Genomic DNA, 24,550 nt, shown 5'->3' with positions numbered 1-24,550 from the left:
TCGAAAATATGAAATATGGATGCGATATAACTAATACTCATTAAACTATCGGGTATCGAGAGCTGAACAAACACAAAAATGGGCTGCCGGTGATAATTCGGCAGCCTTTGTTAAACTAAAGGGCAGTATTATGCAACCGTATCAATCAACTTTACGTAAATCTATGGAGAATGATATTTTTAAAGGAGAAGGTATTGTGAGAGAATCCATTGAAATAATCGTATCCGAGTTTACTATGTTAAATGACGAAGAGAAAAACTTATTATTGACCTGGTTAACAAAGCATTACGGTAAGCATATTGAAATATCATCCACTGGTTTATCTTTGTGTAATCAAGATGATGTAGAAACGATTAGAAATACGCTGAGCGGTCTCATTCTAACAAAGAAATATGTCCCTGATATGCTTGGATCAAGGGAATGGTTAAAAGGTGAAAATTTGCCCCAGAAAATCTAATTTGGTCAAATTAAAGATTGGGCGATTTGAGCTTGGTGGTAAGCATATGACCTGTGAGGATAATGGTTTCAATAGTTAGTATAAGAGGAAGCAATGAAATTATTGCATTGGTGTTTTAATGATGATCCGAAAGGACCATCTGATGAATGGAATTGAGTAGAAGTGACGATGACATTTGAAGATGGAAGTAAGCGGTGGAGTATTCAATGGCTACTGCTGTTTTGATTGTAGGGTCAGACTAATACTTATTTCTAACGTGTTGACTGATCCTTGTCTTTCAAGATTACGCAAAATCCTCATCACGAAATCATGGATGAGGATTTTGTTCAAATCGAAGAATTGTAACAACGTCGGAAGAAAAGCAATTGCTCCATTTTGTAAGGATGAGTGGGGATGGGCGTTAAAAATTCCTATCTAACAATATCCCTGTTTGTTCTGCAATGACACGAGGTGGTACAGGCATTCCATTCCTGAACCACCATTCCACTGTCCCCACGACCGCTGCCCCAAAAAATTGAAGAATAACAACTTCACTTAAGCCTTGATTTTTTCCTTCGGTTACATCTACTTCAACCTTGTACTCTTGAACGACTAAATCAAGGAATCGACTACGGAAATAAGCTGCACTTTTCGTGTTTAGCATTGTTGAAAAGAACAAATGATTGTCCGCAAAGTATTCAAACCAAACATAATTTCCTTCTTTGAAAGTCATATCAGATGCAGAATGGCAAAGTTCACGGAGATTGCTTATGTGTTCTTCGATAATCTTATCAAGCAAGTCATATTTATCCATGTAGTGGAGATAGATTGTTCCTCGATTAACGTTTGCCCTGTCGGAAATATCCCGGTTTGTAATGTCATCAAAGTTTTTTTCAGCCATCAGTTCAAGAATTGCTTTCTTGATTGCTGCTTGAGATTTGAGTACCCTTCTATCCACTTTAGTCATTTCTAAAGTCCCCTCTTAGATAATCGGCAATTATTGATGGTTTGTTGAGTAATCCACACATCGGGAGGAACTGATTATTGCAAGCATTTTGTATCCGTTTAGAATTATAAACGCGAGTTGATTAAACAATCAATGTTCATTTTGTTCAGAAATACAGGAAACATTATGTCCGAGCTAGACACTTATAAATCAGGAGGATGCAACTCATGGTCACATGGTCGAAAATCACTACAACCTCATATATCGTGAAGATGAGAGGGAGATGCTGCCACTTTGTAAAGAGGAAAACATTGGAGTAATTTCATTTAGTCCGCTTGCATCAGGAAGAATGTAGGCATCAATGAGATGATCATTCGTCCAACAGCTCAAGTTGGTTAATAAATAATAAAAATAAAAGAAAGTAGGGATAAAAAAATGAAGAACGAAAACTTAAGCAATAGCACAATTTTCCCGTTGGGTCAAAAAGTAGAACAATACTTTATCGGTGACGCATACTTACAAATGGTGTTTACCGATCCAACACCACTCAATACAGCTATCGGGAATGTAACCTTTGCTCCAGGTGCTCGCAATAACTGGCACTCTCATCACGCCGGGCAAGTGTTGTTAGTTACTGGTGGTGAGGGTTGGTATCAAGAAGAAGGAAAACCGGCTCAATTACTCAAAACAGGTGATGTGGTAAACATTCCGCCTAATGTGAAACATTGGCATGGGGCAACGAAAGATAGCTGGTTTGTACACTTAGCACTTACACCAGGGCCAACAGATTGGTTAGAACCCGTAACCGATGAAGAATATATCAATCTCAAGTAAATGAAAATAACAGACAGAAACGGTAGCCCAATCACGGCTGCCGTTATTTTTCGCCCATTCGTCGGTGAACTACTGGATCGGTTCGGCAGGTGTCTGTTCATCTTTTGGGGACTGCTGTTGTTCACATTTTATTATACGGGATCTCGTCCCAACCAGCCTCAAACATGTTTCTACAAGTAGGGGGTAAACAGTTTAGCGGACGGGGTCAATGCCCCACGGGCAGGGACGTTCTTGTTATACATGAGCTATAGACTTCTCCCTAACAAAACCCCGACTTGTTTGGCCATAACTTGATACGGTATCCCATTCGAATCCACAACTCAATTACCCCTACATAGGCGTTCCCAGCATATTGCAGCAGAACATCTTCACTTAATTCAGTATTCCTGCCGCTTTCTCTGTCAATCTCACCTTTGAATCCTTCAATAAAAGAAGCAAAAAGCCGAGATCTGAAAGATGATGGGGTCCCTTTACTTGCTAACATGGTCGAAAAAATAAATAATTTTCCGCAAAATATTCAAAATAAGGTACAAACTTTTCCCCAATCCATGATAAATAGCCGAGAAAGGGAGGATTTGAATGATTGGACGTTTCATTTGTGCTGATGGATGTCAATCATCAAGAAAATATCCGTCAAGCAGCAATTCCCCTCATGCAAAAACAATGCTGAACTGCTCCAAGAACTCTTAAGCAAGCTGCTGAATCTATCCTTTGGGTTAGCGACGATTGGACCTGAAGGACCTAACGGGGAATTCTTCAGAGATGGAAAACGAGTCGATTGGTAACAATAAGCATGATTGATTTGATGTTCGTGTGGTTTGTTGGTACCGTTTGACCAGTAGTCTGCGGTTCGTACGTGGAGAAGTGAAGAGAAGATAGGGGATAAATTATGAAAGTTGAAGGAAATAACTTGCTTGTATTTCTTTTGACGACGGGTGTGTTTGGCATTTTAAATACTGAAATGGGTGTCATTGGTATATTACCGTTAATTGCCGATCACTTTCATGTAAGTATATCCAGCGCAGGGTTAGTCGTAAGTCTTTTTGCGCTTGTTGTTGCAATATCTGGTCCAACTATGCCTATTTTGTTTTCAAGCCTGAATCGTAAGACGACCATGTTACTTGTACTCGGTGTTTTCATTTTGGGTAACGTTGTCTCCGCATTCACATCAAACTTTACCGTATTATTAATCGCTCGTGATCCCAGCCATTTTCCACCCGATTTATGTGTCATTAGCTTTTACGGTAGCTGCCACATCGGTTAGTAAGGAAGAAGCCCCCAAAGCGGTTTCCAAAATATTTATTGGCGTATCGGCAGGGATGGTACTTGGTGTGCCTGTCACTAGCTTAATTGCCACTGAAACCTCTTTAAGCATGGCAATGTTATTCTTCGCTATTGTGAATGCTGTCGTATTCATAACCACACTCCTCTTTGTACCGTCAATGCCTGTTAGTGAAAAACTATCTTACGGTGCACAATTAAGCGTACTAAAAAAATCAATTACCTGGCTATCCGTTGCCGGGGTCATTTTTATGAATGGAGCCGTTTTCGGCGTTTATAGTTACCTTACGGAGTATCTTGAAACCGTTACGAAGATGACTTGGAACACCATTAGCTTCATGTTACTTATATACGGTGCGGCCAATATTATTGGAAACATCCTCGCAGGGAAGCTGCTTACTAAAAATGCTTTCAAATCTGTATCGACTTTTCCTTTTCCGTTAGGAGCTGTTTACATCATCTTGTTCTTGATGGGACATATCAGTGTTCCAATGTCCTTAATTATTTTACTCTGGGGAATCTTGGCTGGTATGGGAGCAAATATCAACCAATACTGGATTACGTCCGCAGCTCCAGAGGCTCCTGAGTTTGCAAATGGATTATTTTTAACCTCCGCAAACTTAGGAACAACAATTGGTGCCACTGTATGCGGATTATTTATATCAGGAATTGGTATACATTACGTTGTATTTGGAGGATTTCTATTTTTGATATTAAGTTGTGTATCCATTTTTCTAAGGAAATCCATCTATCACCCTTTGAAACGATACTCGTGACTTATTTGTCACTATGACAATCGCGCCTGAAAAGCAGCACAAGAAAAGAAGGGTTACGATCGGCGTGCCGATGACGTAACCCTTCTTGGTTTACTTGCTCAATCTTTAAGGCAATACCTAGGCTTTCTACGAGACAGAAGTATGAGTAAAAATACCTTGAATGATCCGATCCCAATCGTCGCTGTGGACTTCATGCCCCGTCCCCTCAAGGGTCATGAGCGATGCCTGAGGGATCTCTTCAGCAAGTGCTAGACCGTGCGCATAAGGAAGTACGGTATCTTCTGTACCATGAATGACGAGCGTCGGTACATCGATGTCTTTTACCTTGCCTTCGTAGAAATCTTCGCCTTTTAAAAGGGCGTGATTAAACATGCTGAGTAAATGGTTTGCACGCTTGATTTCAGTTGTGACCTGTTTATAAACACGCTTTTCATCAAAGCTATGTTTGGAACCGCAAAGCAAACGTGAGCCTGCTACCAGGTAGTTCGCAACAGCTTCGTCATCAGACCAATCCAGTGCTCCTCCGTTCGCATGATAGGCGAGAATCTTTTCATCCATCGAAGGCAAATTCCGCGTGTTGTCATCGGAACCAAAAAAACCTGAAGCAATTAATGTCATGGTCAGCACTCTTTGCGGATGCTTGATGGCTGCCACCTGAGCAATCATCCCACCTAATGACATGCCAACGAGGTGGGCCACCTCGATACCGTATGCATCGAGGACACCGACAGCATCATCAGCCATATCGGTTACGGTGTAATGAGAAGTCCCGGGTTCATACGTTACAGAGCGACCTACATCTCGGTTATCAAAGCGAATCACGAATCTGCCTGTGTCGGCCAAACGCTGGCAAAACTCATCATCCCAATAAACCATCGAGCACATCGCTCCCATAATTAGCAATACCGCTGGGTGAGCTGGATTCCCAAAAGACTCCGTGCAAATATCAATCCCATTTATTTTGTGGATTTGTTCTCTCATCATGATCTCCTCATTTCATTCGATTTGTTGGCATGCAAAAAGGCACATTCAAATAAACCCACACGTTTCGTTTCAAAAATGAGTGAGTAAAAATGAAATGTTCCTTTTATTAGCGCAAACGAATGAACTTGATAATCATGGCAAACCTCTCCTGTAAATGGTTGATTGAGGGATTCCCCTCGTCTTTTGATTATACCATAGAGCCAACAAACGATGAACGGTTTATTGAAAGACACAACTTACGGTGTTATTATTAACGATTGGATGTAGCGATACCATATTTGCCAAAAACTCGAACTGCAATTGCTGAAGCAGGTTCTACATAGACAAGATTCAGTAGAAAGACAGTGGAAAGACAGGGAGGTAGCACAAGCATGAAAATAGTAGTGGTCGGAAGTATCAATATGGATCTCGTCTCCCATGTCCATCACTTGCCCAAAGCGGGAGAAACGATTTCCAGCCATTCCTTTCAACTGATTCCCGGGGGAAAGGGTGCCAATCAGGCGGTTGCAGCGGCACGGTTGGGTGCGCACGTATCTATGATTGGAATGGTAGGTACCGACGAAAATGGCACGACTTTACTCGCTGGCATGACGGATTCGAATGTTCATGTAGAGGGAGTGAAACGGCAAGGAACAACGGGGATGGCTTTTATTAATGTCAGTGATGATGGTGAAAATAACATCGTCCTGGTACCGGGGGCTAATGAGCTTGTCAGTGTGGAGCACATTGAACAAAATCTTGCTCTACTGGAGCAAAGCGATTTCGTCCTGCTCCAGTTGGAAATCCCGCTCGATGTTGTTCGGTACGTAGCAAAGCGCGCTTCTGAAATGGGCAAGCTGGTCATTTTAAATCCGGCACCAGCGTGCGAGCTGGCGAGTGATCTGCTGCGCTTTGTTCATACTGCCACACCGAATGAGACCGAGCTTGAGATTTTGACCGGGATGCCGGTACGGACGATAGAGGAAGTGAAGGCAGCAGCACGTAAGCTGCTGGAGAAAGGTCCCAAGCGTGTGATCGTGACGATGGGAGAAAAGGGAGCCATTCTCGTGACGCCAGATCAAGAGGTCCACATTCCTGCGTGTCGCGTGGAGCCGGTGGATACCACAGCGGCTGGAGATTCCTATACCGCTGCATTTACTGTCGGAATGACAAAAGGGATGAACGAAGTGGAGGCAGCCACTTTTGCCAGCAAGGTAGCGGCATTGGTCGTAACAAAGCAAGGAGCGCAGCCATCCCTTCCTACTATAGAAGAAGTAAACGCACATTCTTTTTAAATGCTCCATCCCAAAAAAGCCATGAAAAAACGAGCCCTGGAGATCGCTTCCGGGGCTCGTTTTGTATGTGATCAATTATTTCTTCCGCTTTTTTAGCAATTCCATTACCCATTCGCACCAATTGATGTCGTCTTTCATGCGGCGAGCACCCCAAGAAAGCAGGATGTAATCACCGAAGGCAGGATGATCAGGGTGATCAGGCACTCCCTCTGGCTCCGTTTCCAGCTCGCGAATGTAATCCTCGAACATTTGCAGCTGCTCGCGACAGTGTTCCATGCGCTCGGTAAATATCGAGTTAGCCATTTTGTCGTCTGCTAGCCACAAACAGTACGCTTTTAACACGAGCTCATCTCGTACCACCGGCTCGACTGCTGGTTGCCCGAGCCAGAGCTTCAGGGCAATCTGTCCTTTTTCCGTGATCGAGTATACCTTTTTATCCGGTCGGTCCGTTTGATGAACACGAGTGAACTCCAGATAGCCTTCTTGTTCCAGCTTCGCCAAAAGCGGATAAATCTGACTGTGCTTGGCTTGCCAAAAGGGCTGTAGTTGAAGCATCAAATCGTAACCGGAGCTGGGTGTTCGGGCTACCAGCCCAAGGAGTCCATAAGCGAGAGTATTCAAATCGAAGAGCCCCCTGACGTTTATCTATCTCTTGTTCATTATAGGAAGGGATGTATGGTGAGGCAATAGCGAACATCCCAGCCTATAGCTTTTCCTAACAAAAGAATCTGATTCCAAAGAAATCCTCTTGAAGGTCAAAGAAGGTCAGATTATAATAAAGTCAACGAAGGTCAGAAATGGTCAAACGGATCTGAACCTTTCGCAAAGGCGTACAGGAAAGTACGTATAGAAATAACGAGCATGTAGGGGGTAAAACAGATGCAATGTGAAATCTGTAAACAACGACAAGCAACTGTCTCTGTAAATATAAAGCTGCAAAACAAACAGCAAAAATACTATTTGTGCAAGGAGTGCAACGCCAAGCTGCAGAGCAAAATGGGGATCGGCATGGGCTTCGGTTCTTTCCCGTCCTTCTCGGGCTTGGACGATTTTCTACAAGACTTCGCGAAATCTACGATGGATCAAGGCAAATCCGGCTTTCAGCCACAAACACAAGATCAGGCACCTGAACGTGGTGGCATCCTGGATGAGCTAGGACGTAATCTAAACGACTCGGCGCGAGCAGGACTGATTGATCCTGTAATTGGACGCGAGCAGGAAATCGAGCGCGTGATTGAGATCCTGAACCGCCGCAACAAGAACAATCCGGTTTTGATTGGTGAGCCGGGGGTAGGGAAGACAGCGATTGCCGAAGGGCTGGCCTTGCGAATTACAGAAGGTCAAGTTCCTGCCAAGCTGAAAAACAAACAGGTATACATTCTCGATGTGGCTTCCTTGGTAGCAGGTACGGGTATTCGCGGTCAATTTGAAGAGAAAGTAAAGCAAGTGATCTCCGAGCTGCACAAGCGTAAAAACGTCATCCTATTCGTCGATGAGATTCATCTGTTGGTTGGAGCTGGATCGGCAGAAGGCTCCATGGATGCCGGTAACATTTTAAAACCGGCTTTGGCCCGTGGCGAGCTTCAATTGATCGGGGCAACTACATTAAAAGAGTACCGTGTCATTGAAAAAGATGCTGCTTTGGAACGCAGACTCCAGCCGGTCATGGTAAAAGAGCCTGGCATCGAAGCAGCCATGGAGATTTTGCAGGGGCTGCGCCCGAAATACGAAGCGTTTCACCAAGTCTCTTATTCAGATGACGTGATTCGTGCCTGCGTGGAATACTCCCATCGTTACATCCAGGATCGTTTTCTGCCGGACAAGGCGATTGATCTGATGGACGAAGCAGGCTCTCGTTTGAATCTGCGTTCTTCTACAATGGATACGACAGACTTGCATCAGCGTCTAAAGCAAATCACTCAAGAGAAAAACGAAGCAACTCAGCAAGAAGATTATGAACGTGCAGCCCGTCTGCGTGATGAAGAAGCGGGTATTATGGAAAAGCTGGATCAAATGGATAAGGTAGAGCAGCGCTCCCTTGTCGAGGTAGCAGACATTCAAGAAATGATTGAGCAGAAGACAGGGATCCCGGTTCGGAAGCTGCAAAGTGATGAGCAGGAAAAAATGAAAAACCTGACAGCTCACTTGGAAGCCAAGGTAATTGGTCAGTCCGAGGCGGTAATGCAGGTAGCCAAGGCCATCCGCCGCAGCCGCGCAGGGTTGAAGCCAAAAAATAGACCGATCGCTTCTTTCCTGTTCGCAGGTCCAACAGGTGTAGGGAAGACCGAATTGTCGAAGGCATTGGCAGAAGAGCTGTTTGGGACTCGCGATTCTATGATTCGCTTGGATATGAGTGAATACATGGAGAAGCATTCCGTCTCCAAGCTGATCGGTTCTCCTCCTGGCTATGTAGGGCATGAAGAAGCAGGTCAGTTGACCGAGCGTGTGCGTCGCAATCCGCACAGCATCATTTTGCTCGATGAGATTGAAAAAGCTCATCCTGATGTGCAGCACATGTTCCTCCAAATTTTAGAGGACGGGCGCTTGACAGACAGTCAGGGACGTACCGTGAGCTTCAAGGAAACCGTTATTATCGCGACAAGCAATGCCGGCGTGAGTGAACGAAAAATTGAGGTCGGCTTTGGTGCTAAATCGCCTAAACCTGCTACTGTTCTTGACTCTTTGGCTGGTTTCTTTAAACCAGAATTTTTGAATCGCTTTGATTCGATCATCTCCTTTACCCATTTGGAAAAAGAGGATTTGGTTAAAATTGTTGATCTCTTGCTGCAGGATGTCATGGTGAATCTTGAGGAGCAAGGCATGGAAATCAGCGTCTCGGCTGCTGCCAAAGAAAAATTGGTCGAGCTGGGCTACCATCCATCCTTCGGGGCGCGACCATTGCGCCGAGTGATTCAGCAATATGTGGAGGATGGCATCGCCGATCTGGTGATTGATGAAGAAAACGTGACCGCGATTGCGATCGATGTCGAGGAAGACAGCATCCGCGTGAAGAAAGCATAAGGATTCGCCTTCGGGCGAGTCCTTTTTTTTATAGATAGGAATTTATAAAATTCCTATCCAGTATAAGGGCAACCGCGGCTGCGCCAAAAGGCATTGCGCAGACAGGTTTTCTAACTGTTGATTGAAGATTATAGTTGAGTAGCTCGACGGAGCAGTCGCGGGACGCAGCCAACTAATGGGAAGTTCAATTAAATAATAGACAAGCCGGATCGTTTGTATGAAAATGATAGGGAGCAAAGATCAAGCTCTAAAAGCACGAAGATGGTACTCCAATTTTATTTGTGCAGCAACTTTCAGTAAGTCGCCAGTCATATGGGACAAAGGAATTGACATATCTTTCGATTGGTAAAAACGAGGTAAAACATGACCCCATTCCCCCCTCTAAATGGAGGTCATGAAAGAAGAGGAATGATTCAAACGGCAGGAAAGAAGGTGAAGCAGATGAATAAACACGTGGTGCTCGGCGTTGATTTTGGAGAACGGATCGCATTCGCCCAATCCCCCCCTTATGTGTCCTAATAAAGGGCATTCGAAACAGGGGTTGACCACCCCAAAGAGGGGGAAAAGGAAACATGGGATGGAAGTTCATGCTTCGACCGATCACGGTTCGATACAGCGTTTTCATGCTGGGATTGGCCGTTATGGCCTTTGGGATCGGAACGATGATTGAGGCGAATTTAGGTGTTGCTCCGTGGGATACACTGCATATCGGATTGCAAAAGACGTTTGGACTGACCATCGGTATGTGGTCGCAAATCGTGGGTTTGATAATCATTCTCGCATCCTATGTAATCGGCAGGATTAGGCCTACCGTGGGTATGTTTTTGAATATGTTTTTCTTTGGGCTGTTTATCGACTTATTCATGTGGCTGAAATGGATTCCTACCGGCGAGACAGTCATAGAGCGAAGTGTCCTGTTTGCTGCGGGTCTACTTATCTATACATTCGGTACAGGGATGTATATCTCGCCGCGACTGGGGGCGGGCCCACGTGACAGCTTTATGCTGGCTCTCCATGAACGAATGGGCTGGGGCATCGGCAAAGTCAGGATCGGGATTGAGTGCACGGTTATGCTGCTGGGCTTTTTGCTCGGAGGGCCGGTTTCAATAGGAACACTGGTCACGGCACTGGCGATCGGACCGTTGATCAAGCAGTTTATCCCAATGTGGGAGAAAATGATGGCGAAACCGTATGGAAAAGCACCAAAGGCACAGCTTGTTGATAAGTTTTGAGCAAAAGCCACCACGTCAGCATTTCGACGTGGTGGTTTTTTTGCCTTTTTTGCTCTCTCACTTGCGTATCTTGCAAAGTACATCTGCAAGCTCCTGTAGACCCTCTCTGATGTCTTCTTCCTTGGCATTGGACACATTGAGCTTGAGTATATTTTCGCGAGGGAAATCAGGGAGGTAGTGCTTGTCAATTGTCTCGAGCAGGACCGAACGCTTTTTTAGCTGGCTGATAAGCCGCGGCACAGGGACCCTTTTGTCCAGTACGATATGGGTGTGTATGCCCGGGTAGTTTGGCGGCTGATAAGAGAGAAGCTCACCCGTTTTTGCCATGTGCTCGATCAGGGAAGCATGGAGGATCATAGATCTCTTCCGGTAGGATTCGCGGATTTTTTGCTTGTGGCGTTCGAACATGCCGCTTTTCAGATAGATTTCCAGAGCGGCCTGCGAGAGCATGGAGCTGTCAATGTCTTGGAGCCGCTTATGTTGATTGAAAGACTCTGTCAGTACATCCGGGATGACGGCGATACCTAGTCGCAGCCCAGGAAAAATAATCTTGGAATAGCTTTTCAAATAGATGGTTCGAGCAAAGCGATCGTAGGCAAACATGGGGTCTGCTTTGCTGTCGTGCTCCAGATCAGCCATGTGGTCATCCTCTACGATATAAACATCATACTGCCCGGCCAGCTCTACGATCCGCTGCTTTTCCTGACGGGAATAGGTGGTCCCGAGCGGACTTTGAAAGCGTGGCATCGTATAGAAAAACTTGATTTCTCCCGTGCGGAAAATGTCCTCCAGCTCATGCAAATCAATGCCTTGCGCGGTTCGCTTGATGCCTTTGACAGGGAGCTTGTGTGCTTGCAAATATTCGATGAACAGGTGATAGCCTGGCTGTTCGATCAGGACCGTTTCCTTTTGATTGGGAAACGGGATGGTGCATAAAAGCGCCAAGGCTTGCTGAACGCCAGAGGTGATGAAAATATTGCGCGGGTTGGTAAACACCTGGTGGTTCGCGAGCTGCTTTGCAATCACCTGGATGAGCGAAGGCAAACCTTTTGCCGTTCCGTAAATAAACAAGTCGTTTTTGTACGTTTCGATCGCTTTGTTGATGCAATGCTGGAAATCCAAGTATGGAAAAACATCGGGATCAGGGGCAGAAGTGGCAAAGTCGATGGTACGCTCTCCTTTTTCTTGTGCAGTCCCTTGTTTTTTCACGACGTAATAACCGCTTTTTGCAACCGAATAAATGAGATGACGTTTTTCCAGCTCGTCCAGCGTTCGAATGACGGTACTTTTACTGCATTGATAGCGCTTTGCCAGATCGCGGATAGAAGGCAGCTTGTCTCCTTCCTGGTACGAGATTCCCTCGATCAACGCTTCCAACTCATTTTGCAAATGTAAATATTTATGCATACGATCCCGCTCCCAACGATCTTTTTGTACCGGTACAGATGGCCTTTTTTTGAATTGTAGCATGAGTGTTGCGCCATTACTATGAAGGTAAGGATGACGGCCGTCTTCAATACGTAACGTACTGGATAGGAGAGATCGTATGAAGGATCAACAAAAAGCGATGATAGCAGCTGTACTCAATGCATTGATCATCGGTTTGTCGTTCATTTTCGTCAAGATGGCCCTTGTCATTGCTTCTCCGACAGATACATTGGCCCACCGTTTTACGATGTCGTTTGTCGCGCCAACCATCCCCGTTTTATTCGGATGGGTACGGCTGTCGATCCGGGCCCGGGATATTCTTCGCTTGCTGCCGCTCGCCTTGCTTTATCCCGCGCTGTTTTTTGCATTGCAAACATTTGGCTTGGTTTATACGTCTTCATCCGAAGCAGGCATTATCCAAGCGACAGTACCGATTTTTACGATGGTGATGGCGACTTGTTTTTTGAAGGAATCTTCTACGTGGCTGCAAAAGCTGGCAACGCTCTTGTCTGTCGTGGGTGTCATCTACATTTTTGCGATGAAGGGTATGAGTGTGGGGACGGGAAACAGCATGGGCACTATTCTCATTCTATTGTCTGCACTCTCGCTGGCAGGATATAGCGTCTTGGCCAAAAAAATGACGAAGTCTTTCCATTATATAGACGTCACGTATATGGTGACCATCATAGGGTTTCTATCCTTCAATGCGATGGCTGTATACCGTCACGCAGCAGAAGGCAGCTTATCCGCGTATTTTGCTCCCTTTGCCCATACACAGTTCATTGCCTCGATTTTGTTTTTGGGGGTGCTATCATCCTTGGTGACTTCCTTGTTGACGAATTTTGCCTTGTCGAAAATGGAAGCTTCGCGGCTGAGCGTCTTTGGCAATTTGTCTACCCTGGTAACCATGGCAGCAGGTGTTTTGTTCCTTCAGGAGCAGTTGGCTTACTATCACCTGATCGGGGCCGTCATGATTATCGCCGGTGTGGTCGGGACTAATTTCCTGAGGGCAAAATCTTCCGTGTCCAAACAACAGCTACGGACAAAATCACAATCGATGACATGAAAATATAACAGGTGCGGGGGTAGATGAATAAGCATCAAAAAACGACAAAAAATGAGAGGAGAGAGCTTGAAACTGTTTACAAAATGCATCATACACGATATAGTAACCTAGATTACTATGAGTATAATGACATACTGGTGAGATGACGCAATGAAAACAATTATTAATCTGAATACAATTGAAAAAAGATTTGCTGACACGGTTGTCGTCCCTCCTTTTTCTCTCTCTATTGAGGAAGGGGAGTTTTTGACGTTGCTGGGACCAAGCGGTTGCGGCAAGACGACCCTTTTGCGGATGATTGCGGGCTTTGAAGACTCGACATCTGGGGAAATATACCTAGACGAAAAACCGCTGAGCCACGTACCACCTTATCAGCGGGATATGAACATGGTGTTTCAGCAATACGCTTTGTTTCCGCATATGACAGTGGAACAAAACATTTTGTTTGGCTTGAAAATGAAAAAAGTAAGTGCAGCAGAACAAAAGAAACGGCTGGAAGAAGTCCTGCAGTACGTACAACTGACAGAGCTGCGTAGTCGTATGCCAAAGCAGCTTTCCGGGGGTCAGCAGCAGCGGGTAGCGATTGCTCGTGCAATCATCAACAACCCGAGAGTTTTGCTGTTGGACGAGCCGCTCGGAGCATTGGATTATCAGTTGCGGAAAAGCTTGCAGCTGGAATTAAAAAATTTGCAAAAAAACCTGGGGATTACGTTTATTTACGTAACGCACGATCAGGAAGAAGCAATGGCGATGTCTGACCGGATCGCGGTGATGAATAAAGGACGGATCGAGCAAATCGCTTCTCCCGCAGAGATTTACAATACTCCGCAGACGCTTTTTGTCGCTACCTTTATCGGTGAAAACAACATTTTCCGCGATGGCGGGGCGAATATGGCTGTGCGTCCGGAAAAGATCAAGCTGTATCAGAAGGATCAACAGACGGACAAGCATAAGAAGACGGGACGCATAACGGATGTGGTGTTCCTCGGGAATCTGCAGAAGCTGTATATCCGTTTAGACGGGCAGGATATGACGGTCATGGCGCATCTATATGCGGGTGACGGTCTCGACTGGCAGGTGGATGAGCACGTGGCCATTGGCTGGGCACAGACGGACGAGGTGATTCTTCCTTGTTAAACAAGAAACCTGTGAAACTTCTCGCGCTTCCGGCCCTTTTGTGGATGGGTGCGCTCTTCGTCTTGCCCATGCTCTTGATCGCAGCCCTGTCCTTTTTAAAAAGAGGAACATACGGGCAAGTTGTCTATGAATTCACCTTAAACAACTATATTCGCATCCTGGATCCGTTGTACGGCCAAATATTTTGGGACACGCTTGTGGTAGCCATCCTGACCACCCTGTTGTCGATCTTGAGCGGTTATCCGCTGGCTTATTACATCTCCAGGCTGGAGCGGTCCAAGCAACAGATTTGGCTCTTGCTCGTGATGATTCCATTTTGGATCAACTTTTTGGTCCGCTCGTATGCCTGGGTAATTATTTTGCGGTCGCAAGGGGTAGTCAACACTCTCCTGCAATCCATGGGGATCATCACGGAGCCCCTGCCGCTGTTGTACAATTCCGGATCTGTGCTTTTGGGGATGGTGTATACGCTGGTGCCTTTTATGGTGCTGCCCATCTACGTATCGCTGGAGCAGATGGATCGTCGCAAGCTGGAGGCTGCGAATGATTTGGGAGCGACGCCTTGGCGGGCGTTTTGGCACGTCACCCTGCCGATGACGAAAACGGGTGTCGTGACGGGGTCCATTCTCGTCTTTGTTTCTTCCATCGGGATGTTCGTCGTTCCGGACGTCATGGGGGGAGCGAAGTCCGCGCTGATCGGAAACGTCATTCAAAACCAGTTTTTATCAGCGCGTGATTGGCCGTTCGGCTCTGCTTTGTCCATCGTATTGATGCTGTTGTCCATGCTGCTTATTCTCCTTTACTTCCGCGCAACGAAAGCGAGCGAAACAAAGGAGGGTGCGGCATGAAAACATGGCGTCGACACACATTATCTGGCTATTCCTGGCTGATGCTTGTCTTTTTGTATTTGCCGATTGCCATTCTGGTTCTGTACTCGTTTAACGACTCGCGAATCAATGCCGTATGGACTGGATTTACCTGGAAATGGTATGTATCCTTGTTTGAAAACAGGCAGGTCATGCAGGCTTTGGCAAATAGCTTGACGATCGGAGTCATCAGCAGCGTGCTGGCAACCGTGCTCGGGACTGCGGCATCTCTGGCGATCAAGCATTACTCGCTGAAATGGCGAAATATAGTCAATGGACTGATTTACTTGCCGATTGTCATTCCAGAGATCATGATGGGACTTGCCCTCTTGGTGTTGTTCAGCCAGATTCATATGGAGCTGGGCAAAGCGACCCTGATTATGGCGCATGTCACGTTCAGTATGCCGTATGTGATGGTCATCATCTCCGGACGTCTAGCGGATATGGGCAAAGAGCTGGAAGAGGCATCGCAGGATTTAGGAGCGACCCCATGGGAAACGCTGCGCTATGTCACCTTGCCGCTCATTATGCCAGGCATTGTAGCAGGCTTCCTGATGTCTTTTACGCTATCGCTGGATGATTTCATTATTTCGTTTTTCGTGGCTGGTCCTAATTCGACTACTTTGCCGCTCTATATTTACGGTCTGGTCAAGCGTGGGGTATCTCCCGAGGTAAACGCACTCTCGACGTTGTTGATTGTAAGTACGGTGCTTTTGGTCATCGTGGCCGAGTTGTTCCGCCGAAGAGATTCCAAAAATGGCCAATACCATTTTTAGATAACCCGATGCTTTTTCACAAAAGACAGACACTTACTGAGTTGGAGGTTGAGAGGAAAAAATGAAACGTTTCAAGTCCCTGATGATCGGCGCACTGACCGCCGTACTCGCATTTACCGTAGCTGGCTGTTCATCCTCTGAACAAGAAGCGCAAGTATTAAACATCTACAGCTGGGCAGATAACTTTGACCCGGATGTCATCAAAGATTTTGAGCAGAAGTACAACGTCAAGGTTAACTACGACGTGTATGGAAGCAACGAAGAAATGCTGGCTAAAATCCAGGCTGGTGCGTCTGGCTACGACCTGATTCAGCCGTCTGATTACATGGTAGCGACTATGATCCAATTGGGACTCCTGGAAGAGCTGAACAAGGACAATGTACCAAACATGAAAAACATCGTGTCCACGTTCCAAACACCGCCCTTTGATCCTGACAACAAGCACTCGGTTGTTTACACATGGGGAATTACCGGGATTGCGTACAACAAAAAGTATGTCAAGCAGCAGCCAACGAGCTGGAACGATCTATGGAACGACGCGTACAAAGGTCGTGTCATCATGCTGAATGACCCGCGTGAAGTCATGGGGATGTCCCTGATCAAGAATGGCTTCTCCAACAGCTCAACCGATAAAGGTGAACTGGAAAAATCGTTTGCTGACCTGAAAAAGCTCGTACCTGGCGTAGTTGCTTTTGATACAGACAACATCAAGCAAAAAATGATTGCAGAAGAAGCATGGATTGGAACAGTATGGTCGGGTGATGCCGCGTTTATCCAAGCGCAAAATCCTGATGTGGAATACATCATTCCAAAAGAAGGCGCCACGATTTGGGCGGATACACTCGCCGTTCCAAAAGGCGCCAAGCACAAAGATCTGGCAGAGAAGTTTATTAACTATTTGATGGATCCAGAAGTCAGCGTGAAAAACTACGAGTCGATCGGTTACAGCAACCCGAACGAGAAGGCGTATCCGCTGCACAGTGAAGAATACCGTTCGAACAAAATGATCTTCCTCGATAAAGCCGATATCGCTCGCGCCGAGTGGTTGGTAGACGTTGGAGACAGCTTGCAAGAATACGATCGTTACTGGACAGAAATGAAGAGTGGCAGATAAAACAAGACGAACCGAGGCTGGGATAAATCAGTCTCGGTTTTTTTGCAGTCCTTCAAGAAAACGTCACAACAATAGCCCAATTGAGCCATATGGCTTCGGACACAATTTTGATAGGATAAAAAGCGAAAAGGCGATGGAAGTAGGTGAGATGGTTTGCGCTTGAAACGATACCTGACCTTGCTCTGGCTAGCCTTTTTCCTGGTGCTTTCATCGGGGATGACTACAGCCTCGGCCCATGCAGGATTAATGAGCAGCACGCCAAAGGACGGCGAGGTACTGAAGACAAATCCAGGACAAATGTCTTTGCGATTTACGGAAACGTTGGAGCCGGATCTGGTCTCCATTCGATTGTACGACTGGGAAGGGAACGAAATTCAATTGGAACCTCCTGCCCTGCAGCCTGGGGATGCATCTCAGGTGAATGCTAGTTTGCCTGATTTGGCAGAAGGAACGTACACAGCGATTGTGTCAGTGGTGTCGGAGGACGGACATCCCGTCGAGGAGCGTTTGTCTTTTTCAATCGGACAAAAAAGCGCTGTCGTAGTCCAGCCTTCCGAGAAAAAAGCGGACACCAGCTATTTGATCGTTTATCGGTATTTAGCCCAAGGAATTCTTTTGCTCGGTGGCGGACTTTATCTGGTTGCGTGGAGAGCACAGCGATATGGATTGCCTACTGTGGCACAGCTTATCGGGATTGGCAGACAGATCGGTTGGGCACTGGCGGTGGTCGGACTCATCTTTCTCTGGTTTTTATACGATGAATCGCTTGCGGCTGTTTCCTTAACAAAGGCCTTGTGGCAATTGGACGGAAATCTGCTCGTTCAGTCGCCATTTGCGATCATGCTACTAGTCTCGTTCGCGCTATTGCTTTTGCTTGCGATTCCGAACATGATGGCTGGCTGGTATGTGGGGATCTGGGTGCTGTTGGTTTGTGCCCAAGCTTTTGGTGGCCACGCCTGGGGAATTACGCCCCTCTGGCTGTCGATTCTCTTGCGGCTGCTGCACGTGCTGACCGTTTCCCTGTGGTTGGGAGCGCTCGTCTACATGCTGCTCGCCAGAAAACGGGCAGAGCAGGGGAATCAAGGGTTTAAAGCATTCTTTTTACGGACGGTTGCGCTGGCTGCCGGGCTGGCCGTCGTGACAGGTGTCCTGATGTTGTTTGTGCAGACTGACATGACAAGCATTTTGCAAAGCTCGCTTACGTGGAGCTATCTGTTGTACGGGAAAGTAATCAGCGTGTGTGCGATGCTGGCTGTCGCGTACCTGCAAACAAAGCGTTGGCGTTCGAAAGATTCCTTGCACGCGGGTCTGTTACGCTGGGAAATCATCCTCGGCATCCTGGCAGTTTTGGCTGGGCTCTGGATGAGTCAGACCAGCTACCCGACGGACAACACAAGTACACAAGAGACGATTCAAGCAGAATCAAACTAGGAGGGTTTTTACGATGAAAATGGCAAAATGGATGAGCAGTCTACTGGTGGCAGGAGCTGTTTTAACACTGACAACAGCTGCCGGAGCGCACGTTAACGTATATCCAAAAGAGACAACGACAGGTGCTTATGAAAAATATACGGTTCGCGTCCCTGTCGAAAAGGATGTAAACACAACAAAGGTGAAGCTGGAATTCCCAGCAGGAGTGAAGGTAAGCACGGTTCAACCAATCCCGGGCTGGAGCTATGAATTCGAAAAAGATAAAGACGGACGCAACACAGCATTGGTTTGGACAGCGACAGATGGTGGAATCAAGGCCCATGAATTTATGGAATTTGCTTTCGTAGGCGCCAATCCAAAAGAAGAGGGCAGTCTCGCCTGGAAAGCGTATCAGACGTATGCAGATGGTGAAGTAGTGGAATGGACAGGTGACAAAGACTCAAAAACACCAGCATCCGTCACTACGATTAAAGCAGGTGCAGGTGAAGCCGGACATGGTCATGGCGAGGCAACCACACCAGCTGCTGCTCCTGCCCAAGATTCCGCTAGTGCTGCGGGCAGCAGCAATACCGTGCCGTTGGTGCTCTCGGGCTTGGCACTGCTAATCGCTCTCGTGGGCCTGTTCAGAAAGAAAGCGTAATAATAATAAGAACAATGACAAAGCCGTGTAGAGATGGAATCTACACGGCTTTTTTATACAGTCACTTCTATTTGGAAATATCTACAAACCCTTCACCGAACACGTCTCTGGCATCGTGAATGGTCACAAAGGCGTCCTTGTCGGTTTTGCGGATGATTTTCTTGAGTGCTGGCACTTCCTGTTTCGTAATGACGGTATAAAGAATTTCTTTCGGCTCTTTCGTATAGTAGCCGTAGCCGGTAAGGACGGTTACCCCGCGATTGAGCTCAATACTGATCTGCTCGGCTAGTTCGTCCTGTTTCAGAGAGACGATGGTGATTGCCTTTTTCGGATTCAGCCCCTCTACAACAAAGTCCATCACCTTGGTAGCCACGAATAACATGAGGATGGTTAGCATCATTTTTTCGAACCCGATGATGAAAAGAGAGGCAAACACTACAATCAAATCAAAAAACAACAAAGCATAACTAATGTTCCAACTCAAATACTTATTCGCAATCTTGGCGAGAATACCCGTTCCTGCGGAGGTCCCTCCGACCCGGACAATCAAGCCAATCCCAAGCCCGATGATGACTCCACCAAAGATGGCATTCACGGTTGGTTCATGAGAGGCAATGTCCCACGTTTTCGTGACGTGCAAAAAAATAGACAGGAAGGCAACGACAATGACCGTATAGATGGTCGTTATTTTTCCTAGAAAACGGTACCCGATTATGACGAGGAAGGCATTGATCACCAAACTAGTCAACCAGGGCTCCCATTGGAAAAGGTAAAACAAAATAATGGTAACGCCTGTAACGCCGCCTTCGCCAAAATGCTGGGGAATGACAAACAGATTAATACCAAGGGCAAACAGGAAAGAACCGATGATCAGTGCCATAATTTCAAGAAATCTGTTGTTGCTATCTGATAAAATCATCTTTACCTCAACCACCATTTCTATTAGTATTTCTAGCGATTCCGATCAAAAAAATTGAGAGGAAAGTTTTTTAATCAGATCATTTAATCATGGCTGATCATTTTTTTCAAGCAATTCCAAAAGACGCCTTAAAAGAAAAAGCCAGTCCACACACATTTAACCAAGTGTGACTAGCTTTTATTGATAGGAAGACGAAAGACGCAGCGCGCAATAGCGGAAAACGTGAAGGCAGCGGTGTTCGCTACCTGTTGAGATACCACTGCAGGGCTTTACTTTCCAGCTCTTTCACAAACGCATCTTTTCCGTCCATATAAGCTTCAATGTCCTTTGGAAATTGTTTTGCCAGATTTTCTTTTAAACTCCCGTACTGATCTGCTTCCGAAAAATGAGTGCGGAGGTAGTCTCTTACAGCCAAATGGCGATTAATATCTTCCGCGTTATTCACCTGAAAGACATGCACTTGATGTGTGCGATTATCTCCGCCTTTTCTGAAATATCTTCTTCCCTTCATCCCGAGCTCACCCATGCATTCGTAACCAAGCGCTGTCATTTGGTCATTAAACGAATCTATTTTTTCGATGTCTTTTACTACTGGCATGATATCAATGATTGGTTTGGCTTTTAACCCTGGAACAGATGTGCTGCCAATATGGTGGATATCGATTAGTTCATTGACAAAAATATCTTTGATTTTTTGAGATTCTTCGATGAACAACTGCTTCCATTTTTCGTTATACTCCGTAACCACAACGTTCATTCAACCAACCTCCAGCTGTTTGTCGTTTAGCCCTCTTCCAACACACTAAATATTTTAACAGAGTAACGGGAGTCCGATCCAATAAAAAATGGTCTATCCTTTTTTTGTAAATCTATTATAATGAAGACTAATTACTTTCGGAGGTGTAAAAAAATGTTAAAAAACTACTTGGTAAGCATGCAAGTCCAGATAGGAAAAAATACGAGCGGTAGAGTGACACGTACGTAGTTCCATAAGTTTAGGAAGTAACACACAACTGAATACGTATGTGAAAACGAAAGCGTGTCATCTGCCGGAAGGGTGGATACTGCTTCCATGTTTTTAGATGCAACCAACATTTATATGATAAAGCGATTTACGACCTCGCTTGCCAATTCCACGATGTTTACGACTTATGCGATTTACTACATTACTGCTCTCGGACTAAATCCGTTTGAGCTGCTATTGGTCGGAATGGTTCTGGAGCTGGCTGTATTACTGTTCGAAGGTGTTACAGGTGTGGTGGCCGATACGTACAGCAGGCGTTTGTCTGTCATTATTGGCATGTTTGTTCTTGGTTCGGGCTTTGTGCTGCAAGGCATCATCCCGGTGATCGAAGAATGGCTGCCGTTTGTTTCGGTGATGGTCTGGCTGCTCCTTTCCCAAGTCTTTTTTGGAGTAGGTGATACGTTTGTCAGCGGGGCGGATACAGCGTGGATCGTGGATGAGGTGGGAGAAGAGAAGCTCGGCAGCATTTTCATGAGAGCCAAGCGCTATTCGCTGATGGCGACACTTCTTGGAATTGCACTAAGTGTGGGCTTGTCTACGTTGGCACCCAACTTGCCTTATTTGATCGGGGGCCTGATTTATTTAGGGCTTGGCGTATTCCTGATCTTGTTTATGAAGGAGACAGGGTTTGTACGTAAAGAGCGATCGGAAACGTCTTCACACTTAAGGGAAATGACTTCTACGTGGTTGTCAGGCGCTCGCGTCGTACGCAGTCAACCTATCCTCTTGCTCATTTTGCTCGTGACGCTTTTTACCGGCGCGGCTTCGGAGGGGTATGATCGACTACGGGAAGCGCATTTGATCTCGGAGATTGGTTTCCCACAGATTCCTTCTATCTCTATGCCAATGTGGTTTGGCATCATTGCGGCTGTCTCCGCCCTCCTCAGTTTAGTTGCTGTGCGGATCGCCGAGAAACGACTGGATGTGAATAACGAGCGCGTCGTGATTGTAGGGATGTTTGTTCTGACTGGATTAAAAATTGCGGCAGTGATTTCCTTTGCCTTTTCGCCTAGCTTTGAAGTCGCACTGGCTGCTCTCTTGCTGATCGGTGTTATTGACGCACTGAGCAGCCCGTTGTACGATACGTGGCTCAATTTAAATATTGAGAGCAGCGTACGTGCTACGATCCTGTCGATGATGAGTCAATCCAATGCATTAGGGCAGACGGCTGGTGGACCGGCTGTGGGATGGATCGGTCACCGTTTGTCGATACGTGCCTCACTGGTTGTAGCTGGGATCTTGTTGGCACCAATATTGGTCGTGTTTGGCCGAGTGTTGCGTAAACGCTAATGATAAAGGAGGCATGTACCCACAGGCGGGTATGTGCCTTTTTTCAGCGATCGGATTGGAGCGTGGTTTTGGATCGAGCAAAAAATGATATACTTGATTAGGCAAGTACTTTGTCTTCGTTTATGGAAAGGACGTGGAGGCTGATGGAATTTTTCATCATCGTCGTCATACTATTTGTGGTCGTAATAGCGGTCTTGGCGTCTAAAGCAAAAAAAGGCGGGAGCGGACGTTCCTATTCCTCATCCTCGGACGGTGGGACCCCGTTTTATGTAGACAGCAGCCATCGCCTCCATGATGCTGATGGACACTCTGGCGGCTATGACAGTGGCGGCGATAGCGGCGGTGGAGATGGCGGCGGAGGCGGAGGAGACTGACTCTGTTGCATCGCATCGATTCATGGTACAATAACTGGGAAATATGAATCCAAACCGGAATGGTTCGTTCGGTTTGAAAAGGAGAGATGTTATATGTCAAACACAAAATTCGTTCAGAGTGTAGTAATCGGGGTCGCAGGAATCCTCCTTTCAAGCGAACAATAAAACCGTTCCCCAAAATGAGGATTCGACTGTGACTGGTTGTGGCGCATAGCCATATCTATTAACCATTTGCAGGGGGAATCCGTAGTGAATCACGTAATGAATCAGGAAGCATTGAAAACATTGGGCTGGAATGAGTATTTTGCCAATCATTTTGCCCCTTATGCCGAGCAAGGCTACAGCGTGGGTCGTATCACGCTGGAACATAAACGCATATATCGACTCTTGAGCGAGCATGGTGAGCTCTTGGGCGAAGTAACAGGCAAGCTGCGATACGAGGCGACAGGCAGAGAGGATTATCCTGCTGTGGGAGATTGGGTCGTGATTAGCCCGCGAGCCGAGGAGAAAAAAGCCTCGATTCATGCCCTGCTTCCACGTAAGAGCAAATTTTCTCGCAAGGCTGCTGGAGACACCGTGGAGGAGCAGATCGTAGCTGCCAATGTAGACACTGTATTTCTTGTCAATGCCTTAAACAATGATTTTAATATACGCAGGATGGAGCGTTATCTCATCCTCGCCTGGGAAAGTGGAGCGGCTCCCGTAATCGTACTGAGCAAAGCCGATTTGTGTGAAGATCTGGATGCCCGTCTGGCGGAAGTGGAGTCGGTTGCCATCGGGGTGCCGGTTCATGTGGTCAGCGCTGAGCAGGGAGAAGGCTTGGCGCAGTTGGCGCCATATCTTGGTGAGGGCAAGACAATTGCTTTGATGGGTTCTTCCGGGGTAGGGAAATCGACCCTGATTAACAAGCTGAGCGGTGTAGAGATGCAGCGTGTTAGCGAAGTGCGTGAGGGCGATGACCGCGGCCGTCATACAACGACTCACCGCGAGCTGTTCCGATTGCCTAGTGGCGGTCTGATGATTGATACACCGGGTATGAGAGAGCTGCAGCTGTGGGAAGCAGATGAAGGCTTCCGCGGTGCTTTTGACGATATCGAAACGATAGCCGAGACATGCCGGTTTAACGATTGTCAGCATGTGCGCGAGCCCGGCTGCGCCGTCCGCGAAGCAATTGAGGACGGATCCTTGGAAAAAGCCCGTTTTGACAGCTATCTCAAGCTGCAAAGAGAGCTGGCCCATTTGGCAAGAAAAGAAGACGCCAAACTGCAAGCCGCTGAAAAAGATAAATGGAAAAAGATCAACGTCGAAATGCGCCAACGCAAACCAAAACGATAAGCGTCGAAACCCTCGAGAAATCGAGGGTTTTTTTGTAATATCGGAAAGTATAAAATCTGAGGGGAGTCATCCCCTTTATTTGCTGGTAAAATGAGGACATGGAGACGAACATTCTTACGTTCAGTTTCTTTGATGAAAACAAGAACGGGGATCCATTCGTTAAGAAGTATGGTAAACGAATTCGTTCCTCAGTCTTAAAGGAAGTAGAAGAGTTTCGTTCTTGTGGTGACCCTAGAAACGGTTTCATATTGTTGGTTTGCGAAGGATGCCATCATGTAGGAAGACGGGGGAGGAGTTAAAGCTGGCCTGGGAAAAGGGAGAAAAAAGCGAAGCTCTTTGGGGCCCAGCCGAGGTGGAATGAAAAAA

At 46.5% G+C, this 24,550-nt stretch carries 21 protein-coding genes and 4 pseudogenes; 18 read left to right on the top strand and 7 right to left on the bottom strand.

All coding sequences use genetic code 11. The annotated features are described in order from the left end of the window. Nucleotides 1-130: 130 nt before the first annotated feature. Entirely contained in the window at nucleotides 131-457 is a 327-nt protein-coding gene (locus ACIFQN_RS03265; RefSeq protein ID WP_429831590.1) for a hypothetical protein, read from the top strand. Between the two features lie 400 nt (nucleotides 458-857). Here the strand turns inward: ACIFQN_RS03265 and ACIFQN_RS03260 are convergent, their stop codons facing one another. Next, complete coding sequence (locus tag ACIFQN_RS03260; RefSeq protein WP_429831589.1) at nucleotides 858-1,403, bottom strand: TetR/AcrR family transcriptional regulator; 546 nt, start codon at nucleotides 1,401-1,403, stop codon at nucleotides 858-860. Between the two features lie 217 nt (nucleotides 1,404-1,620). On the opposite strand from ACIFQN_RS03260, the pseudogene ACIFQN_RS03255 reads away from it, so the two are divergent. Together ACIFQN_RS03255 and ACIFQN_RS03250 are read left to right on the top strand one after the other, a co-directional pair. Beyond that, nucleotides 1,621-1,734: pseudogene (locus ACIFQN_RS03255) on the top strand (aldo/keto reductase); the annotation flags it as partial. 83 nt (nucleotides 1,735-1,817) lie between these two features. Beyond that, nucleotides 1,818-2,216, top strand: coding sequence for a cupin domain-containing protein (locus ACIFQN_RS03250; protein WP_429831588.1), 399 nt, complete (start codon nucleotides 1,818-1,820; stop codon nucleotides 2,214-2,216). 245 nt (nucleotides 2,217-2,461) lie between these two features. Here the strand turns inward: ACIFQN_RS03250 and ACIFQN_RS03245 are convergent. After that, nucleotides 2,462-2,750: pseudogene (locus ACIFQN_RS03245) on the bottom strand (TetR-like C-terminal domain-containing protein); the annotation flags it as partial. Between the two features lie 355 nt (nucleotides 2,751-3,105). Here ACIFQN_RS03245 and ACIFQN_RS03240 point away from each other — a divergent pair. Further along, a pseudogene (locus ACIFQN_RS03240) lies at nucleotides 3,106-4,273 on the top strand (MFS transporter). Nucleotides 4,274-4,399: 126 nt separating this feature from the next. Here ACIFQN_RS03240 and ACIFQN_RS03235 read toward each other — a convergent pair. Further along, nucleotides 4,400-5,254, bottom strand: coding sequence for an alpha/beta fold hydrolase (locus tag ACIFQN_RS03235; protein WP_429831705.1), 855 nt, complete (start codon nucleotides 5,252-5,254; stop codon nucleotides 4,400-4,402). A 374-nt stretch (nucleotides 5,255-5,628) separates the two neighbouring features. Here ACIFQN_RS03235 and rbsK point away from each other — a divergent pair, with 374 nt between their 5' ends. Further along, entirely contained in the window at nucleotides 5,629-6,531 is a 903-nt protein-coding gene (gene rbsK, locus ACIFQN_RS03230; RefSeq protein WP_429831587.1) for a ribokinase, read from the top strand. A gap of 75 nt (nucleotides 6,532-6,606) precedes the next feature. Here rbsK and ACIFQN_RS03225 read toward each other — a convergent pair whose 3' ends face one another. Continuing rightward, nucleotides 6,607-7,152, bottom strand: coding sequence for a PadR family transcriptional regulator (locus ACIFQN_RS03225; RefSeq protein ID WP_429831586.1), 546 nt, complete (start codon nucleotides 7,150-7,152; stop codon nucleotides 6,607-6,609). 258 nt (nucleotides 7,153-7,410) lie between these two features. Between ACIFQN_RS03225 and ACIFQN_RS03220 the strand changes: the two genes are divergently transcribed. Beyond that, nucleotides 7,411-9,552, top strand: a complete 2,142-nt coding sequence (locus ACIFQN_RS03220; protein ID WP_429831585.1) for an AAA family ATPase — start codon at nucleotides 7,411-7,413, stop codon at nucleotides 9,550-9,552. Nucleotides 9,553-10,124: 572 nt separating this feature from the next. Next, nucleotides 10,125-10,784: a YczE/YyaS/YitT family protein gene (locus tag ACIFQN_RS03215; protein ID WP_429831584.1), complete on the top strand. Its 660-nt coding sequence runs from the start codon at nucleotides 10,125-10,127 to the stop codon at nucleotides 10,782-10,784. A gap of 57 nt (nucleotides 10,785-10,841) precedes the next feature. Here the strand turns inward: ACIFQN_RS03215 and ACIFQN_RS03210 are convergent, their stop codons facing one another. Next, nucleotides 10,842-12,191 (bottom strand): PLP-dependent aminotransferase family protein, encoded by a 1,350-nt coding sequence (locus ACIFQN_RS03210; protein ID WP_429831583.1) that lies wholly within the window; start codon nucleotides 12,189-12,191, stop codon nucleotides 10,842-10,844. Between the two features lie 139 nt (nucleotides 12,192-12,330). On the opposite strand from ACIFQN_RS03210, the gene ACIFQN_RS03205 reads away from it, so the two are divergent. From ACIFQN_RS03205 to ACIFQN_RS03175, 7 genes are all read left to right on the top strand, one after another. Next, nucleotides 12,331-13,278, top strand: coding sequence for a DMT family transporter (locus ACIFQN_RS03205; protein WP_429831582.1), 948 nt, complete (start codon nucleotides 12,331-12,333; stop codon nucleotides 13,276-13,278). Between the two features lie 150 nt (nucleotides 13,279-13,428). Continuing rightward, nucleotides 13,429-14,415, top strand: coding sequence for an ABC transporter ATP-binding protein (locus tag ACIFQN_RS03200; protein ID WP_429831581.1), 987 nt, complete (start codon nucleotides 13,429-13,431; stop codon nucleotides 14,413-14,415). 44 nt (nucleotides 14,416-14,459) lie between these two features. Beyond that, nucleotides 14,460-15,263 carry an ABC transporter permease gene (locus ACIFQN_RS03195; RefSeq protein WP_429831704.1) on the top strand — a complete coding sequence of 268 codons (804 nt, stop codon included), beginning with the start codon at nucleotides 14,460-14,462 and terminating at the stop codon, nucleotides 15,261-15,263. Beyond that, on the top strand, nucleotides 15,260-16,057 hold the full coding sequence (locus tag ACIFQN_RS03190; RefSeq protein ID WP_429831580.1) for an ABC transporter permease: 798 nt from the start codon (nucleotides 15,260-15,262) through the stop codon (nucleotides 16,055-16,057). The genes ACIFQN_RS03195 and ACIFQN_RS03190 overlap by 4 nt, the downstream gene beginning before the upstream one ends. 61 nt (nucleotides 16,058-16,118) lie before the next feature. After that, nucleotides 16,119-17,171 carry an ABC transporter substrate-binding protein gene (locus ACIFQN_RS03185; RefSeq protein WP_429831579.1) on the top strand — a complete coding sequence of 351 codons (1,053 nt, stop codon included), beginning with the start codon at nucleotides 16,119-16,121 and terminating at the stop codon, nucleotides 17,169-17,171. Between the two features lie 153 nt (nucleotides 17,172-17,324). Next, nucleotides 17,325-18,602, top strand: coding sequence for a copper resistance CopC/CopD family protein (locus tag ACIFQN_RS03180; protein WP_429831578.1), 1,278 nt, complete (start codon nucleotides 17,325-17,327; stop codon nucleotides 18,600-18,602). Between the two features lie 13 nt (nucleotides 18,603-18,615). Next, nucleotides 18,616-19,242, top strand: coding sequence for a YcnI family protein (locus ACIFQN_RS03175; protein WP_429831577.1), 627 nt, complete (start codon nucleotides 18,616-18,618; stop codon nucleotides 19,240-19,242). A 67-nt stretch (nucleotides 19,243-19,309) separates the two neighbouring features. On the opposite strand, the gene ACIFQN_RS03170 is transcribed toward ACIFQN_RS03175, so the two are convergent. Together ACIFQN_RS03170 and ACIFQN_RS03165 are read right to left on the bottom strand one after the other, a co-directional pair. After that, on the bottom strand, nucleotides 19,310-20,161 hold the full coding sequence (locus tag ACIFQN_RS03170; RefSeq protein WP_429831576.1) for a YitT family protein: 852 nt from the start codon (nucleotides 20,159-20,161) through the stop codon (nucleotides 19,310-19,312). Between the two features lie 241 nt (nucleotides 20,162-20,402). Next, nucleotides 20,403-20,918: a GrpB family protein gene (locus ACIFQN_RS03165; RefSeq protein ID WP_429831575.1), complete on the bottom strand. Its 516-nt coding sequence runs from the start codon at nucleotides 20,916-20,918 to the stop codon at nucleotides 20,403-20,405. Nucleotides 20,919-21,233: 315 nt separating this feature from the next. On the opposite strand from ACIFQN_RS03165, the gene ACIFQN_RS03160 reads away from it, so the two are divergent. The 4 genes and pseudogenes from ACIFQN_RS03160 to ACIFQN_RS03145 form a co-directional block, all read left to right on the top strand. Next, complete coding sequence (locus tag ACIFQN_RS03160) at nucleotides 21,234-22,475, top strand: MFS transporter (protein WP_429831574.1); 1,242 nt, start codon at nucleotides 21,234-21,236, stop codon at nucleotides 22,473-22,475. A 143-nt stretch (nucleotides 22,476-22,618) separates the two neighbouring features. Next, nucleotides 22,619-22,849, top strand: coding sequence for a hypothetical protein (locus ACIFQN_RS03155; RefSeq protein ID WP_429831573.1), 231 nt, complete (start codon nucleotides 22,619-22,621; stop codon nucleotides 22,847-22,849). Nucleotides 22,850-23,110: 261 nt separating this feature from the next. After that, complete coding sequence (gene rsgA / locus ACIFQN_RS03150; protein WP_429831703.1) at nucleotides 23,111-24,184, top strand: ribosome small subunit-dependent GTPase A; 1,074 nt, start codon at nucleotides 23,111-23,113, stop codon at nucleotides 24,182-24,184. A 98-nt stretch (nucleotides 24,185-24,282) separates the two neighbouring features. Continuing rightward, a pseudogene (locus tag ACIFQN_RS03145) lies at nucleotides 24,283-24,462 on the top strand (IS91 family transposase); the annotation flags it as partial. Nucleotides 24,463-24,550: the final 88 nt, after the last annotated feature.

It is taken from the genome of Brevibacillus sp. NRS-1366 (assembly GCF_050467985.1).
The sequence above is the reverse complement of the archived record's forward strand: the minus strand, read 5'-3'. Positions and strand labels throughout refer to the sequence as shown.